The organism is Okeania sp. SIO2B3 (genome assembly GCF_010672525.1).
GTDB lineage: Bacteria > Cyanobacteriota > Cyanobacteriia > Cyanobacteriales > Microcoleaceae > Okeania.
In genome coordinates, this window is record NZ_JAAHGH010000018.1 from 1 (window position 1) to 15,992 (window position 15,992).

Annotated in this window: 10 protein-coding genes; 3 read left to right on the top strand and 7 right to left on the bottom strand. The window is 36.3% G+C overall.

All coding sequences use genetic code 11. From position 1 onward, the window contains the following. A partial coding sequence (locus F6K15_RS15985; protein ID WP_293062335.1) for a sensor histidine kinase occupies positions 1–923 on the top strand: 923 nt, incomplete at its 5' end. 290 nt (positions 924–1,213) lie between these two features. Here the strand turns inward: F6K15_RS15985 and F6K15_RS15990 are convergent. The 4 genes from F6K15_RS15990 to F6K15_RS16005 form a co-directional block, all read right to left on the bottom strand. Next, a complete protein-coding gene (locus F6K15_RS15990; RefSeq protein ID WP_293062337.1) occupies positions 1,214–1,729 on the bottom strand; it encodes an RES family NAD+ phosphorylase in 516 nt (171 codons plus the stop codon). Positions 1,730–2,103: 374 nt separating this feature from the next. Beyond that, the gene (locus tag F6K15_RS15995) at positions 2,104–2,583 is read right to left on the bottom strand and encodes an antitoxin Xre/MbcA/ParS toxin-binding domain-containing protein (protein WP_293062338.1); all 480 of its coding nucleotides are present in this window, start codon (positions 2,581–2,583) and stop codon (positions 2,104–2,106) included. Between the two features lie 805 nt (positions 2,584–3,388). After that, on the bottom strand, positions 3,389–3,673 hold the full coding sequence (locus F6K15_RS16000; RefSeq protein WP_293062340.1) for a DUF427 domain-containing protein: 285 nt from the start codon (positions 3,671–3,673) through the stop codon (positions 3,389–3,391). A gap of 626 nt (positions 3,674–4,299) precedes the next feature. Continuing rightward, positions 4,300–4,635: a hypothetical protein gene (locus tag F6K15_RS16005; RefSeq protein ID WP_293062341.1), complete on the bottom strand. Its 336-nt coding sequence runs from the start codon at positions 4,633–4,635 to the stop codon at positions 4,300–4,302. Between the two features lie 756 nt (positions 4,636–5,391). On the opposite strand from F6K15_RS16005, the gene F6K15_RS16010 reads away from it, so the two are divergent. Further along, complete coding sequence (locus F6K15_RS16010) at positions 5,392–6,138, top strand: hypothetical protein (protein ID WP_293062342.1); 747 nt, start codon at positions 5,392–5,394, stop codon at positions 6,136–6,138. Between the two features lie 805 nt (positions 6,139–6,943). Here the strand turns inward: F6K15_RS16010 and F6K15_RS16015 are convergent. Both F6K15_RS16015 and F6K15_RS16020 read right to left on the bottom strand, forming a co-directional pair. Next, a complete protein-coding gene (locus F6K15_RS16015) occupies positions 6,944–7,969 on the bottom strand; it encodes a 2-hydroxyacid dehydrogenase (RefSeq protein ID WP_293062344.1) in 1,026 nt (341 codons plus the stop codon). Positions 7,970–8,817: 848 nt separating this feature from the next. Continuing rightward, positions 8,818–11,259 (bottom strand): phosphoketolase, encoded by a 2,442-nt coding sequence (locus tag F6K15_RS16020; RefSeq protein WP_293062346.1) that lies wholly within the window; start codon positions 11,257–11,259, stop codon positions 8,818–8,820. Positions 11,260–12,513: 1,254 nt separating this feature from the next. Here F6K15_RS16020 and F6K15_RS16025 point away from each other — a divergent pair. After that, positions 12,514–13,767 carry a transposase gene (locus tag F6K15_RS16025; protein WP_293062348.1) on the top strand — a complete coding sequence of 418 codons (1,254 nt, stop codon included), beginning with the start codon at positions 12,514–12,516 and terminating at the stop codon, positions 13,765–13,767. Positions 13,768–14,162: 395 nt separating this feature from the next. Here the strand turns inward: F6K15_RS16025 and F6K15_RS16030 are convergent, their stop codons facing one another. After that, positions 14,163–14,861 (bottom strand): 1-acyl-sn-glycerol-3-phosphate acyltransferase, encoded by a 699-nt coding sequence (locus F6K15_RS16030; protein ID WP_293062350.1) that lies wholly within the window; start codon positions 14,859–14,861, stop codon positions 14,163–14,165. Positions 14,862–15,992: the final 1,131 nt, after the last annotated feature.

The window sequence follows — 15,992 nt, forward strand, 5'->3', positions numbered from 1 at the left end:
CTGCCGAAAACTTACTACGAGAATCAGAAGCTAAATTAAGAGAACAAAAACAAGAACTTCAGCAAACATTAACAGAACTTCAGCAGACTCAAGCTCAGATGATTCAAAGTGAAAAAATGTCTAGCTTAGGTCAAATGGTTGCCGGAGTTGCCCATGAAATTAATAATCCGGTGAACTTTATTCATGGAAATATTGTTTATGCAAAAGATTATATTCAAGATTTGCTAAATTTAGTTCAACTCTATCAAAATTATTATCCTCATCCCCATCAAGAAATTGAAGCAGAAATTGAAGCGATCGAATTAAGTTTTCTTCAAGAAGACCTCAACAAAATCCTTAAGTCTATGGAAGTGGGAACAGAGCGCATTCAGGAAATTGTCAAATCATTGCGCATCTTTTCTCGTTGTGATGAAGCAGAAATTAAAAAAGTCGATCTACATGAAGGAATTGAGAGTACTTTAATGATTTTACAGAGTCACTTCAAAGCTAAATCTAAATCTGAATATTCAGAGATTAAAATCATCAAAGAATATGGTCAACTACCTCTGATCGACTGTTATCCTGGACAACTTAATCAAGTATTTATGAATATTCTTAGTAATGCAATTTATGCGATTAAAGATACTCAAAATTCTCAAAAAATTGAATTGAATTCTGGCTGTATTTGGATTAAAACTCAAAGAATATCGGACAATTTAGTACAAATTTGTATTACTGATAATGGAGCAGGAATTAGTGAAGAAGTTCTCTCTCATTTATTCGATCCTTTTTTTACCACAAAACCAGTTGGTAAAGGGACTGGGTTAGGACTTTCAATTAGTTATCAAATTATTGTTGAAAAACATAAAGGAAAACTAGAATGTCATTCTCAAAAGGAAAAATATACAGAATTTATCATGACAATTCCTATAAAATTGAGTTAAAAAATGTAAGCATTCAGCAGTCAGCTATTAGCTAGTCTCCTACGGAGGAGCTAAAAGCAATTGAGAAATTTGGATAGAATTAAAACTTACTGTCAAATTACGATTCTTTAAGCTTATCAGGAATTATTCATTATTTGCTTAAGCGCTGACTGCTAAGAGTTGTTTGCGCAGCATTCCGCAGGAAATGCTTACTAAAAAATTTCCTTCATTTCCCGAATAGAAGCTATTCATTCTTCATTCTGACTCCTGACTCCTGACTCCTAACTCCTACAGGTAAAGTACCAAAATTATTACTTGTTTAGCACTACTGCATAAGACTCTGCCAATAAATTTTTTCCTATACTTTTTAGATTGCGGTCTAAGGTAAAAGATTGAGGTGGATAAATTGAAATTTTCTCAAAATCAGGATGTAAAGGATTAATCAAATAATTATATTCTTGAGGAATAATAGCAGAAGGAACCTTTAAAACTGCTGTCGTTCTAGCAGTTAACCATTTATCTCCAATCGACGCTAAAATGGTAGGTGGAGAAGTATCACGCCAGTTATGGGGTAATAAATTTTCATCTACTTGTTTAATAGGTAAATTATCAGGAATTTTTATACCAATAGATAGAAATATATTGCCAAAATTTTCTATTTCCATGCTGACTAAAGTTTCTAATGTTGCTAGAGATAATGTGGCTGAAGTATAAATCAAGGATGTACCTTTAGAATTCCAGCGCCCTCTGCTACAACTAGAAGCTTCAGCTTTAAAAGCACTATTAATATGTTTTTTATGAGAGATTCGCCATACTATTAAACTCATAATGATTATCTTGTAAACTACTAAAATTGAAGAAAAATTTAGGATTTGGAATAAATGATTGAAAGACTTAGACTAGCTACTAATTAATTTTCTTTCCTAACTACTTCTTCAAGATTTATATAAGCTAGGTTGATGATCAGAAATATTCAATTATTTGATTCATTTTGATAGCACCACAGAATCATAGAATAAAAATGCTGATACTATCTATCTATAGAATCAATAGAATAAAAATGCTGATACTATCTATCTATTTTTCAGCTTGTAAATCCTGAATTATTTTCTTAAAAAAAACCTATGGGCAGGTGGAAAACCTGCCTTTTTCTGTGTTTTTTATTCACGACCAACAGAAACGAACTATTAATAATGAATAATTAACTATATACTCCATACTCTATTTTATTCAAAAGTTCATCTACTTGTTGTGTACCTGCATCCGTATCTAATAGTTCTAAAGGAGTTTTGCCACCCAAGGCACGATTTGATTTTTTCAGCCAATCTCTTGCTATTTCTACATTTTCAAATATATCTAACGTTTGTGCAAAAATTCTAGCAACGCGATACAGTCTATCTGATTCTGAAAGATCTAGAGGTTTCTGATCTTTCTTACGCCTAGATATAGTACGTTCAGAAGTTGCTAATAAAGATGCCATTTGTGACTCAGAAATGCCACAATATTCCGCTACTTTAATCACAGAAATTATTGAAAATCCCTGACGAATTATACTGACTATTTGTAGTTCTTGGGGCAATTCCAAAATATTTTGAGGTATTTGATCAAATCCTAAAATTTGATAGATTCTGGGGATGGTTTCAGTTTCTGAGTTCTGAGAAACTTGATCTGGAGATAACATCTGGACATCCTTTGAAGGTCATGTGTCTAATATTATAATGCCAAATGTCCTGAAAAAGTTGTTTAAATTTTATATTTATCAGATTTTATAGCTAAAGAACGGGACAGTTAGAACATAGTATTGATGATGAAGCTTAGACAGGAAAAAGTTTTTCTCACTGTTCCCTCACAGGAGTGCGCTAGCATATGCGTCTACCACCGACGGGGGGTTGCACCGCTGTTCCCTGCAAACATATTAATTCAGTAGGTTAACCCGCCGTAAAAGCAAGATAACATTAGGGAAAAAAGTTTCCTGGATATAGCTGAGTGCTAGTTGCTATATCTGAAGCTAAATATCCAGAATATAATTAATTTATAATTATTATGACCATGATTTATACTATAAACCTCTAATTTTTTCTGATAAGCTCGATACTCTAGAGAGAAGATCCAAAAAACAGGAGGATCAGAAAGATGAGAAAAAGTATAAAGATGAGACCGTTAGAAACCATATTCCTTATTAGTTACTTTATCTGATGTCTAGAAAATTATAGACAACAATGTTACATAGTTTTTGTTGAAGTTCAATAAGGAAGAAATAAACCCCATAAATTTATTTATGGAGTTTTTAATAGAGTATTTATTTTTCGCCCTTTGTTTCTAGTCTGCTCTACCTTGCAGTAGGAATTCGGGATTCTTTTTTGATTCCGGTTGGGTGTAACTGTCATAGCTTTGATTTGACTTTATCTAAACTGTTTTTCTGGAAGGCGAGTGGACAAGAGAAATGATTGTGGCCATACTTCATAATATTGGGACACATTTTTACCCTAGCTTTCTATTTGTACACGAGGATAAAAGGCCACATAGTTTTGAATATTTTTGGCTTTTTCTTTGGGGTTGGGATAATACCAAGCGCCATCTTTATTTATCTTACCATCTACTTCTATATCGTAATAGCTTGCTTCACCTTTCCAGAAACAGTTAGTATGGGTTTTGCTTTCTTTGAAATATTCACGATTAACTGTGTCTGGTGGGAAATAATAATTACCTTCGACAGTTTTACAGCGATCGCTCTGTGCTAAAATAACACCATTCCAAAGAGCTTTGAGCATTATTTTTTCCTAATCCTAGTAATCTAGCAATTATGGTATATAATCATATCAAATATTGAATTAAATCAGGAAAAAGATAAAATTACAAATTGATTTTCCCGGTCTAAATTTTATAATCCTGGATTTAAGGCGATCGCTAGTTTCTATATTAATGATTAAGTAATAATGCATTTTTATCTGTGTAGCTTCTTATTATCTAAAAAATCCAAATTTTGTACTTTATCCAACTAAGAAAAGTTGTTATTATGAAAATCACTTTCATAAAACGCAAAAAAAGCAGCTAGTTAAGCTGCATATTTAAGAATAACAGTTGTGTTTCTGCGATCAAACTTTAATTAATTAATTTAATATAGAAAATTATACTTTTATAATATGTAAAAATAAATTCAATGTAAGTGATTTCTCCCATCAGTCAATTATGACTTTCATCCATAATTAGAGTGATAATGTATTGAAAAAAATATGATTGTAAACACTAAAATTAAGTGATGCAGGTAACAAGTAAATCTTGATCCCTGCAATCTCACTGTTTTTTCAGCATAATTTTCTTATAGGGGTTTTCATATTGCACTAACTAACCCTGAAAACGAAATAACGACAGAAAAATCAAAATGATACATGATGTGCTAATTGTTATTGTCCATGATGGATATTGCGCTTCTTGTATCTTCTATTCGATCAATGTGAGCTTTGAGTAAAGATAAATCTGTCGCTACAAATCTCTTGTTGGTAGTCAGATCGTAAGCTTCCCACTCTTGAGAAAAATCTACATCTTGCCAAATAAACCAATCTCGGTAGATTTCACCTTCATCAATATCACCACACAGAGCTAACCAATCATCTCCATCAAAATTGTCTACTGCTGATGCTACTAAGTCAAGCCATGCAATAGTAGTACAAGTATCTGTATCGATATCAGTAGCAGAGGAGATGGACTGGGAGAGGCAGGTGTTAGAAGTCATTGCTAAATTCCTTGATTAACTCTATGCTTTAACTGTAGGAACTTTTAGCACTAAATAGTAATAGATATATGCCACTATCTGAATCAAACCATCTCAGATATCAGATTAATCTACCTTGTTATTACGAAAATGGTAAAGTAGAATCATCCTACAAGTAGACACTTCACAAATTGGCACTGTGGCGTTGCTGAAGCGCGTGCATGATATTAATCGCGCATTACTTAGGAGTCAGTCCACCCCCGCCCCTCCCAGGAAGGGAGCCAGGAGTCAACCCACCCGCGGGCCCCTCCCAGGAGGGGAACTCAGGAGGACCGAGTCAGGAGAGAAGAAAGAAAAGAAGAAGCAATAAGCAATCAGGAAGAGGAGGAAAAGGAGAAAGTTTTTTTAATCACGCTCTTATCCAGACATGATATAACTATCTTTGCGTGAACTTGGTATTGTTCGGATTGGGAGAAATTTTTTTCCCACTGTTGTCTGTTGCCTCTTCCTTGCTATATTTTGTGGTTTACTCAAACGAAAAGCGCTGTAAAGGAAACAGGATGTTAAGGCAGTTAGGTAAGTCACAAAAAAAATTTTTAACTGCCTAAAATACCCCACAGTCTCTATAGCTAAGGAGATACCTTAATAATTAAGAACAATTATAGGACTTACGCAGATACGCTATATATAGCGCTCAAAACTATTGTCCAACAGTTACTTTACTCTATAAATAGTGCCTTTGCGTAAGTCCTGAATTAATAGTTGAGGTGTTCAAAAATGCTTAATATTAATAAGATGAAAACAAATATAGTAGCGATCGCTGCAGTAGCTCTAACTATTTGTAGCACTCCCCTAGCACTTGCGGAAAATTATACTAGGGAATTTGACGAACAAAAATATCTACGCCAAAACCCTGATGTTGCACAGCTGGTACGTCAAGGAAAATATAAGTCTGGTTATGAACATTATGTCAGATATGGGCAATATGAAAATCGCCCTCCAGCTTTCAAAATATTTAATGAGCAAGAATATTTGCGACAGAACCCTGACGTTAGAAATGCGATACGTCGTGGAGAATTTCAGTCTGCTTACGATCACTACCTCAAACATGGTCAATATGAAAACCGTCAAGGTGCTTCTAAACCATCACAACCGGAATTTTATGATGATTATAATCCACCTCCTTTTGCTTACAATAATTCGAGTTGCCAAAGTATAAATCGTAATTTATCTCAGGAGGCATTTTTCCGCACTGAAAGTCGAGTAATTCATATTTGTAGATATGAAAATAGTAACAAATTAGTTTGGTTTGAGCGGAACAATAGAAGCAATTCTGGTTGGAAAAGTTTTCCTGTAGAAGTTGCCTATAATGGTTTTGTTAATGCTCGTATGGGCTATTTTGTTAATAACAATGAATTTATTCATAAAAGAGGAAATCGAAGAGTTTATAGAGAACAAGTTCTAACTCAATGGAGACATAATTGTACTAAAACATCTCCTTATCCATCATCAAATACTTTTTAAAATTCTAATACTAATTTGATAAACTTTTGCTACAAATGATTAGAATCTTTATTAGGAATCAGAAGTCAGGAGTCAGAATGAATGTCTTCAGAACCAGTTTTTAGGTCAGAAACTCTATTTTTTGATCAAAGGGACATCTACTATAAATTATTTTAATCACACTTATTGTTAGTAACATTCTTTTTCTAAAATGGTATCACTAATTATGACCACTATTATTTTTTCCTGTACGTTGCCAATGTGATTGTTCCCCTACCTGAATTCAGAATTCGGACTCCCGATCATTTATAGAACCCCTAAACGGATCTATTAAGCATCTCCTCCATGCATAGGGAGTAGGGAGTAGGGAGTAAGGATTAGGGGGAAAGAATTGATGAATAACAGTGCAATAATTGATTTGATTTTGGATTGTTGGAGATATCTATCTATAGCTATGTAATTAAATATCAATATCCTAACTTCTTTGCCTAAAAACCCAACATTAGCTAATATTCCACTCAGGGCTTCTATAGAACCCATTCGATCTATATATAATTATGGTACTCAAGTCTTTTCGCGCATAAATTTTGAGGAAAAATCATCTCAAGGAGTGTTGAATTTTTTGTATTATTTCTCCCCACATCTTCCCTCTTACCTTCCCCTCCACGGTCGGGGTTAGGGGTGGGTTGTCTCCTGTCTCCTGTCTCCTGTCTCCTGTCTCCTAGCTAAAAAAATTTAATATTTATGAAGATACCACTCAGGGGTTCTATACGACAGACATATTGAAGTACGTAATGTAGGCTAAAATAATATCGCTGTATTCATTTTATGCTTTAGTCAGAACTTTTTCAGGAAGCTTTACCTCATTTTGGAGAGGCTTTCCTTGCTCAAAATCAGTAATATTAGATAAGGTCGTAGTAGCAATATCATTCATTGCTTCTTTAGTGAAAAATGCCTGATGAGAAGTAATCAAAACATTTTGGAAAGATTGTAATAATTGGAAAGTATCATCCTGAATAACTGTATCAGATAAATCTTTAAAGAAAATATGTTCTTCTTGCTCATAAACATCAATTCCAAAATAACCAATTATTCCAGATTTTATGCCTTCAATTGCTGCTTTTGTATCAATTAATTGACCGCGACTGGTATTAATTAACATCACACCTGGTTTCATTTGCGCGATAGTTTTAGCATTAATCAAATGATCATTTTCTGGTGTTAAAGGACAATGTAATGAAATAATATCAGAGTTAGCTAATAACTCAGGCAAGTCTACATAACGAGTATCGCCAATCTCTTCAAATTGAGGATTAGGATAAGGATCGTATCCAAGCAAATGACAGCCAAACCCGTGGAGAATTTGGGAAATAATGATGCCTATTTTACCCGTTCCCACAATTCCCACTGTGCGATGATGTAGATCGAATCCCAATAGACCATTTAAAGAGAAATTATCATCACGCACTCTATTATAAGCCTTATATAGTTTCCGATTAAGCATCAAAATCATCCCAACAGCAAATTCTGCCACTGAATAGGGAGAATAAGCTGTCACTCGCACAACTTTAATGCCAACTTCAGCAGCAGTTCCCAGGTCAACATTATTAAAACCCGTACATCGTAGAGCAACTAAACGAATACCTTGAGCAGCTAAAATTTTCAGAGTTTCAGCACCCACATCATCATTGACAAATACACAAACTGCTTCACATCCAGTTGCCAGAGCAGCAGTTTTAGCTTCCAGTCGAGTTTCATGAAAAACAAACTCATGGTTAGCATTAGTAGCAGTATTAGCTACCTCTAGAAATTCGCGGTCGTATTTTTCGGTACTAAAAACAGCAACTTTCATATTAGATTAGGGAATAGACTTCATTAATTGATAATGGATAATTGATAATTACCTCGGATTTTAACGGCACTTTAGCAAATTTCAAGCCCAAACAAATCCTAAACTCTCTTTATGAGCAGGACTTACGCAAATTGACTTTGAAACTACCATCTGTAGGGGCGAATGGTATTCGCCCTCTCTAATACCAATTACCAAAAGTAATGCTATACTTCAGCTATACTTCAACAGTCAAATAGTTACCAAGATTAAAAGTTTGTTTTTGACAATTATTAGTTTGTTAGTATAGATCTTTCCTTCTTTTCCTCTCCCCACACTTCCCACACTTCCCACACTTCCTCACCCAATCAGATATAGCATTCTTTTTGAGAAATGGTATAATATGTAAAGTCTCTGCATAAGTCCTGAGTATTTAAAATATTCTCATCTTTCCTTCGACTACTATAACTATCAATACTTTGGGTTTGCTGATTAAATCTCAAAGCACTACTAAATAAAGGTAAGTGCCTTTTTATCATCGAAAAAAGTGTGCCTGTTTCAATTCACTTACCCTCAAAAAGTAATAATTTTGGGGTGATGGGGTGAGGGGGGCAGAAAAATCAAAGAACAATTATTCCTCCTAATTTCTCTGTCTTCCCACCCTCCCCACACTTCCCACACTCCCCACCTCCCCCAAACTTTGCTTTTTTCAGCAAACCCTACTTAGCTATCAGCTCCAGTCAAATGATTGTTGGGTTACGCTGACGCTGCTCAAGTCAAAATTAAAAAGTCAAAAGTCAAAAGTAATCTCTGAGTGAGTTTTAATATTTAAAATATTCTTATCTTAACTTCTGACTTCTGACTTCTAACTTCTAACTTCTGACTTCACCATCAGACCACTTCCAATTAACGATATCAGGTCGGTCAATACCATGCTCATAAGCATAATTTTGACAAGCTATTTGCTCATTGCGGAATTTTTCCTTCGCATGAGCACCTGCAACCTTTAGCTTCTCTACTCGGTCAATCACATCCATCGCAATACTGAAGCGATCGATATTGTTCCGAATAGCTAATTCCAAAGGCGTATTAATATTACCCTTTTCCTTATAACCCCTTACATGGAGATTATCGTGATTAGTGCGACGGTAAGTATAACGGTGAATCAACCAAGGATAACCGTGGAAATTAAAGATAATTGGCTTATCCAGAGTAAACAAAGTATCAAAATCGCGATCACTCAATCCATGAGGATGCTCCGTATCTGGTTGTAACTTAAACAAATCAATCACATTGATAAAGCGAATCTTCAAGTCAGGGAAAGCTTCTTGCAACATCATATTAGCAGCCAAAGCTTCCTTCGTAGGAATATCACCAGCAGTTGCCAATACAACATCAGGTTCCACTCCCTGATCGTTACTTGCCCAATCCCAAATACCAATACCCTTAGTACAATGCTTAATAGCAGCATCCATATCCATGTACTGCAAATGCTTCTGTTTGTCAGCAACAATCACATTAACATAGTTTTTACTCCGCAAACAATGGTCTGTAACCGACAGCAAACAATTAACATCAGGTGGTAGATATATCCGAGTTACATCCGGTGTCTTATTAGAAATCACATCTAGGAAACCAGGATCTTGGTGAGTAAAACCATTGTGGTCTTGTCGCCAAACAGTTGAAGTAATCAATATATTAAGAGAAGGAATTTTTTCACGCCAACTAAGCTCATTACACTTCTCTATCCACTTAGCGTGTTGACCCACCATCGAACCAATAACATGAGCAAATGCTTCATAGGTAGAGAAAAAGACGTGTCTTCCAGTCAAGATATATCCTTCCATCCAACCTTCAAGAGTATGTTCGCTCAACATTTCCATCACGCGACCATCACGCGCAAGCTCTCCACCATCTAAATCTTCCGGTAGAAATTCTGCCATCCAAGTCTTCTTACTGACTTCATAAATAGCACTTAGTCTATTAGAAGTATTTTCATCGGGCCCGAATACCCGGAAATTAGTCATGTTATTACCCATGACATCTCGGAGAAACACACCCAAAGGACGAGTATTTTCTGCCTCTATTGTTCCAGGTTTATCTATCTGTATGCCATATTCCTGGAAATTAGGCATATTCAACTCTTTGCAGAGGAGTCCGCCATTAGCATTAGGGTTCGCACTCATCCGACGGGCACCATAAGGAGCTAATTCTCGCAATTCTGCTAATAATTTACCATTGGCATCAAAAAGTTCCTCTGGCTTGTAGCTACGCATCCACTCTTCCAGAATTTTGAGGTGTTCTGGATTTTTAGCAACATCAGTCATCGGTACTTGGTGTGCCCGCCAGAAACCTTCAATTTTGTGGCCATCAATTTCTGATGGTGCAGACCATCCCTTGGGAGTTCGGAATACAATCATCGGCCAGCGTGGCAACTCAGCATTGCCCGAACTTCTAGCTTGTTGTTGAATATTTTTAATTTCTTGAACACAATGGTCTAAAGTAGCTGCCATTGCTTGGTGCATACTATCTGGGTCAGACCCCTCCACAAAATAGGGTTCATAGCCATAACCCAAAAACAGATTTCTTAAATCTTCGTGGCTAATTCTAGATAAAATTGTTGGGTTATTAATCTTGTACCCATTCAAGTGCAAAATTGGCAGAATAGCACCGTCTGTAATTGGATTAATAAATTTGTTAGAGTGCCAGGATGTAGCCAGAGGTCCTGTCTCGGACTCACCATCCCCAACAACTGGTACACAAATTAAATTTGGATTATCCAGAATTGCACCTGTAGCATGAGAAAGTACATAACCAAGTTCACCTCCCTCATGGATAGAACCTGGAGTTTCTGGCGTACAGTGACTACCAATACCACCAGGAAAAGAGAACTGTTTGAAGAATTTTTCTAAACCTTGTACATCTTGACTTTTATCTGGATAGACTTCTGAGTAAGTATCCTCTAAATAGGTTGGAGCTAGGACTCCTGGTGCGCCATGTCCTGGACCGGACATAAAAATCATATCGAGGTCAAATTTTTTGATAACCCGGTTAAGATGTATCCATATAAAGGCTTGACCAGAACTTGACCCCCAGTGTCCCAAAATGCGACTCTTAATTTGTTCAGGTTTTAGAGGTTCCTGTAGGAGAGGATTCTTTTTCAGGTAAATCATCCCTACCATTAAATAGCAACAAGCACGCCAAAAAGCTTGCATTTTTTGGACTTCATCAGGGCTGAGAGGTGTGCCTTCAACTGTTGAACGCGCCTGGCCAAAAGCACTGATCGAAGCTATTCTTTCTGGTGTTGATACCATAATTTTTAGATTCCTTATACAAAATTCTACATTTTTGTCTTTAGTAAGCAGAGCAAATGTCCATTGCTAGGATTAAGTTGAGTTGAGCAATTTCAAACATTCATTCTTGTTTGTGCTTATCAAAATCAGGACTTACGCAAAGGCACTATTTATAGAGTCCAAGTACTATTGGACAATAGTTTTGAGCGCTATATATGGCGTATCTGCGTAAGTCCTAAAAATAATATGGGTCGCGCAACCCCACCTTTTAAGGCGCAATATTTTTGGAGAGTTGCTCACAATTCCCTATTTCCCCTCCTGAGAGGGGGAGGGGGCGAGGGGTGGGTTAACTTCTGACTTCTGACTTCTGATTTCGTAAAAGTGGAGGTGACATGGCTATACTAATATGCCGATCTAGGTACAAATAACTATAATTCACTTCTACAATAAAACTGTCATAAAAATAATTAAAATTTAGTTAAATTTAGTATTTATAATTATTATCTTTATTCAATGGAAAAAAGTAAGCATTTCCTGCGGAATGCTGCGCAAACAGCTATTAGCCGTCAGCTAGCCTCCTCCGGAGGAACTGCGGACTTCAGCAATAAGACTTTGTGCTTAAGGACGGGGTTGAAATCAATACAGACTTTGGAGCTGATTTTTGTAGTAAGATTTTTCCTTTCTCAATTAATAAAGCTTTTATCACTCACTAAAAGCAATAGCTGATAGCTGATAGCTGAAGTCCGCAGTTCCTCCGATAGGAGGCTAGCTGATAGCTGACCGCTGAATGCTTACGGAAAAAATAATAATAGATATATACCAATATTCATATATACCAATTATGTTATAGGTGCTAAGACTAGGTTTTAGAAACCCTGGCAATTTCTTGCAAATAGTGCAATAGTAGAAGATGAAAACATCAACAAAAGGAAATGGTAAAAAATTGTGTCACGCCAGAGGAGAAGATATGCATGTGTCAATGTGAATATCTCCAATCCCAATACTCTGATGGAGAGCTTGTCAAAGAAGTTGGAGGAAGACTTAACTACAAACGAAAAAAAATGCTTACCATATTGGAACAGGTCATGTCAGGAAATGTCCAATCTATTGTGGTCACATACAAAGATAGGTTCTTTTGATTTGGCTTCGATTTGCGAATCTGGTTCTGCACCCTACACTCTGGCCAAATCCTGGTTCACGGCAGAGTTGAATTTTCTCCCGTTTGCGCAGCATTCCGTTTCGCAGCATCTGTGTTGGAAAGGAAACCCGAAATGGTTGAAGACATCCTTTCAATCCTCCACTGTTTCTGTGCAAGATTGTATTCATCTTAAATCTCTGCGTATCAGAGTTTACCCAGAAAAAAATCTCCATCAAATTTGGAAAAAGTGGTTAGCAGCAAGTAGATATTGCTTTAATCAAGCCATAGCTTATCAACGAAAACATGGGTTGATTTCAAAGTATGATTTGCGCAAAGTTGTATTGAAGAATGAAAGTTTACCAGATTGGATAAAAGAATCACCATACCATCTTAAAGTTAACGCAATTTATGATGCTAATACTGCATTTAAAACTAGCCGTAAAAGTGGAACTAAACAGCAAAATTGCGGAAAATTTCGTTCGATTAGAGACCGAATACAATCAATTAAATTTAGAGTCGAAGACTTTAAAAAAGGTACTTGGTTGCCATCAGTAACGAAAGGATTAAATATCCAAGCATCAGAACCAATTCCGACTATTAATGTTGAATACCAACAAAAACAAAAAAGTGGGACATATAAAACTTGCATGAGAGAAAAATCTTGGAATGCAGAGACTCAGTTGGTTTATGACAAAAAACGCTGGTTTGCCGTATTTCCAAAAGAGTTTAAACCAGAAACATCTAGTAGTCAATCCATCATAGCTTTAGACCCTGGTGTTCGCAGTTTTCTAACGGGATTTGATGGAGAAAAGTTGATCGATATAGGCAAGGGCGACATTACCAGAATCTTTCGATTGGGGCAGCATATTGACAAACTAATATCTACCAGAGGTGCATTAAAAGGTAGTCAAAATAAGTATAAAAGACAGGGATTAAACAAAAAAATTAATAGGTTGTTGATTAGGATAAAAAACCTCATAGATGAAGTTCATAAAAAAGTAGCAAAATGGTTAACGAGTGAGTATCGCGTCATATTTATCCCTACTTTTGAGTCATCCCAAATGGTTGCCAAGTCAGGAAAGAAGAAACGCCAACTTAACTCGACAACAGTTCGCCAAATGCTAAATTGGGCACATTATCGTTTCAAACAAACTCTGAAGTTCCACGGTTTAAAACGAGGCACAACCGTAATAGATGTAACTGAGGAATATACTTCCAAAACTTGTACTCATTGCGGTCATGTTCATCAAAATTTAGGAGGATCGAAGCATTTTAAATGTCCGCATTGCGGTCATTCAATGCCAAGAGATTGGAATGGCGCTTTGGGGATATTCCTCAAAGCATTGCGAGATACCGCCAGTGTCGATGGTTCTGCCGTCACACTGCTATGAACGGTTTTCCTGACTTTTGCCGGGAATTGCCGGGCTTGATGTATCTGATAGAATGCCCTATTCTATAAGGGGCGTTCATTATATTTTTTTTATTATGTTTAATTAATTCAGCTTATTTGATAAATTTTAACTACTATGATTTTGATTGTCTCATACCTTGTTTTTGGTAAGCATTTCCTGCGGAATGCTGCGCAAACAGCTATTAGCTGTCAGCTGTCAGCTGTCATAACGGGGTTTTAATGAATATAGACTGTTTTAACCAGTTTTTGTAGTAAGTATAAATTCTAACTGAATTAGTAAAGCTTTTATCTAAAAATAAAAACAATAGCTGATAGCTGACGGCTGAATGCTTACAGTTTAAGTCTCTAATTTAGCTTGATTTTTAGCTACTTTAACTAATGTTTTTTGTGTAATTCTGTCATAGAAAGTTCTATATCATCAGTAAGTATCTTCGCCGCTTGCTTTGTAGAATAATCAAGATAATCTTTGACTTCTAAAGGAGATCCTATATTAATCTTAACACCACACCGCCAAGGTGGAGGAGCTGGGCGATCGTATAAAATGCTAATAGGAATAATTTTTAGATTAATTTCTTTTTTGCTAGATATTGCCTGTAGTGCTATGCGAGCAACTCCTAATTGAATCGGATAAATTTTGTGTTCTTCTGGATATATTCTTCCTTCAGGAAATACTACTAACATTTCCTGATTTTTTAGGAGTTGAACACTATGGCGAATACTAGAAATTCCCGGATGATCGCGATCGATAGGAAACCCACCCAAACGACGAATAAACCAACCTTGAAAACCTAGTGTTTGTTCTTCAGAGACCATATATCGAAGTTTACGGTTAGTCACAAACAAACCTGCTGCATAAGCTATGATTATAGGGTCCCAGCGAGAACGGTGAGTAGGTGCAAGAATAATTGCATCTGTTTTTGGTATATTTTTTTGACCTTTGATTTCTATTTTGAAATAAAATGGTACTAATATACAGCATGACAAAAAGTAAGTTAGTGGAGTTAGCCAAGGTGAAAACTCAGAGGTAACTTCCGGAGATACTCGATCATTCTTAGGTTTATTGTTTTTAGTCATTGGTGGTGTAAAGGTAAGAAGAAGTTTACAGGGGAAATATTTATATTGTCGTACAGTATTTTAACAGACTCGATCTTTTTTTTAAGGGTGCTGAAGCTAATACTTAATCCGGTTTACTTATGCTATTGATGAAAGCACACAGCTCGATATCTCGATATATTAATATTAGAACAACAGTTATTGGTTGAGTATTTTGGGTCTTAACTAGGGTTTGCTGATTAAATCTAAAAGCATTGACATATAAAGGTTGAGCGCATTTTTTAGTGAAAAAAGTCCAAGCTTAATGGTCGTAATGGTTCAAAAAAGAGCGCGTTTTAGGCGCATAGTTGCACAGAATAATCCCTTGATTATTCTTCTTCCTACCTCCTCTATAAATTCCCCGTTCCTCCTGTCTTCCCCTCCATCGGAGATGCTACCGGATTTGATATAAACTACACACTCGCGCACCACAACCCTAGTAGTGGTATTCGATGAAACGTCCCTACTGTGTTCTACTTAAATGAAAACTTCTCTAGGAGTAGCGATCGCTACCTTCATGCAACAAAGCCATTTCATTGTATCACAAATAGCAATACTATACCAAATCCGGTTATCGAAAGTCCGTTTTTCGCTCTTACTCTCTCACCCCTCTGCTTTCTGCCTTGCCCTCATAATAAAGCTTCTGTCTAAACCGGATTTGGTATTATATCCTGCTACCTGAGCGGACTGGATTTAACTGGCAGATTAAGAATTGAGTTTAAGACTCCACCAAATCTTTAATGATCGGAATTATCGCCACAATTAACTCTTTCTCAGATCAGCTACTATAGGATAGGTCGCGACAGTCTTGCAACCATAATGGTACTGATTAAACTTGGGACAAATTACCTAATCATGTCAGCTACGATCGCCTCTACTCCAATTAAAAGAAATAGGATGGATTTCGGTTTCTTTCCTACTTATATCAACAGGACTTACGCAAATTGACTTTTAAACCACTATCTGTAGGGGCGAATGGTATTGGCTAACGCCAAGGTCCGAAGGGCGCCCTCCCTATATGTATAGTCTCTGCGTAAGTCCTGATCAAGTAACATTAATTAACCGCAATGTAGGGAGGTTGCATACAACCTCCCTACCAGGTTGGGTAAAGAT

Excerpts from the sequence above, each read along its gene's own strand:
- F6K15_RS15990 (WP_293062337.1), bottom strand. The coding sequence starts at position 1,729 with ATGAGTTTAATAGTATGGCGAATCTCTCATAAAAAACATATTAATAGT.
- F6K15_RS15995 (WP_293062338.1), bottom strand. The coding sequence starts at position 2,583 with ATGTTATCTCCAGATCAAGTTTCTCAGAACTCAGAAACTGAAACCATC.
- F6K15_RS16000 (WP_293062340.1), bottom strand. The coding sequence starts at position 3,673 with ATGCTCAAAGCTCTTTGGAATGGTGTTATTTTAGCACAGAGCGATCGC.
- F6K15_RS16005 (WP_293062341.1), bottom strand. The coding sequence starts at position 4,635 with ATGACTTCTAACACCTGCCTCTCCCAGTCCATCTCCTCTGCTACTGAT.
- F6K15_RS16010 (WP_293062342.1), top strand. The coding sequence starts at position 5,392 with ATGCTTAATATTAATAAGATGAAAACAAATATAGTAGCGATCGCTGCA.
- F6K15_RS16015 (WP_293062344.1), bottom strand. The coding sequence starts at position 7,969 with ATGAAAGTTGCTGTTTTTAGTACCGAAAAATACGACCGCGAATTTCTA.
- F6K15_RS16020 (WP_293062346.1), bottom strand. The coding sequence starts at position 11,259 with ATGGTATCAACACCAGAAAGAATAGCTTCGATCAGTGCTTTTGGCCAG.
- F6K15_RS16030 (WP_293062350.1), bottom strand. The coding sequence starts at position 14,861 with ATGACTAAAAACAATAAACCTAAGAATGATCGAGTATCTCCGGAAGTT.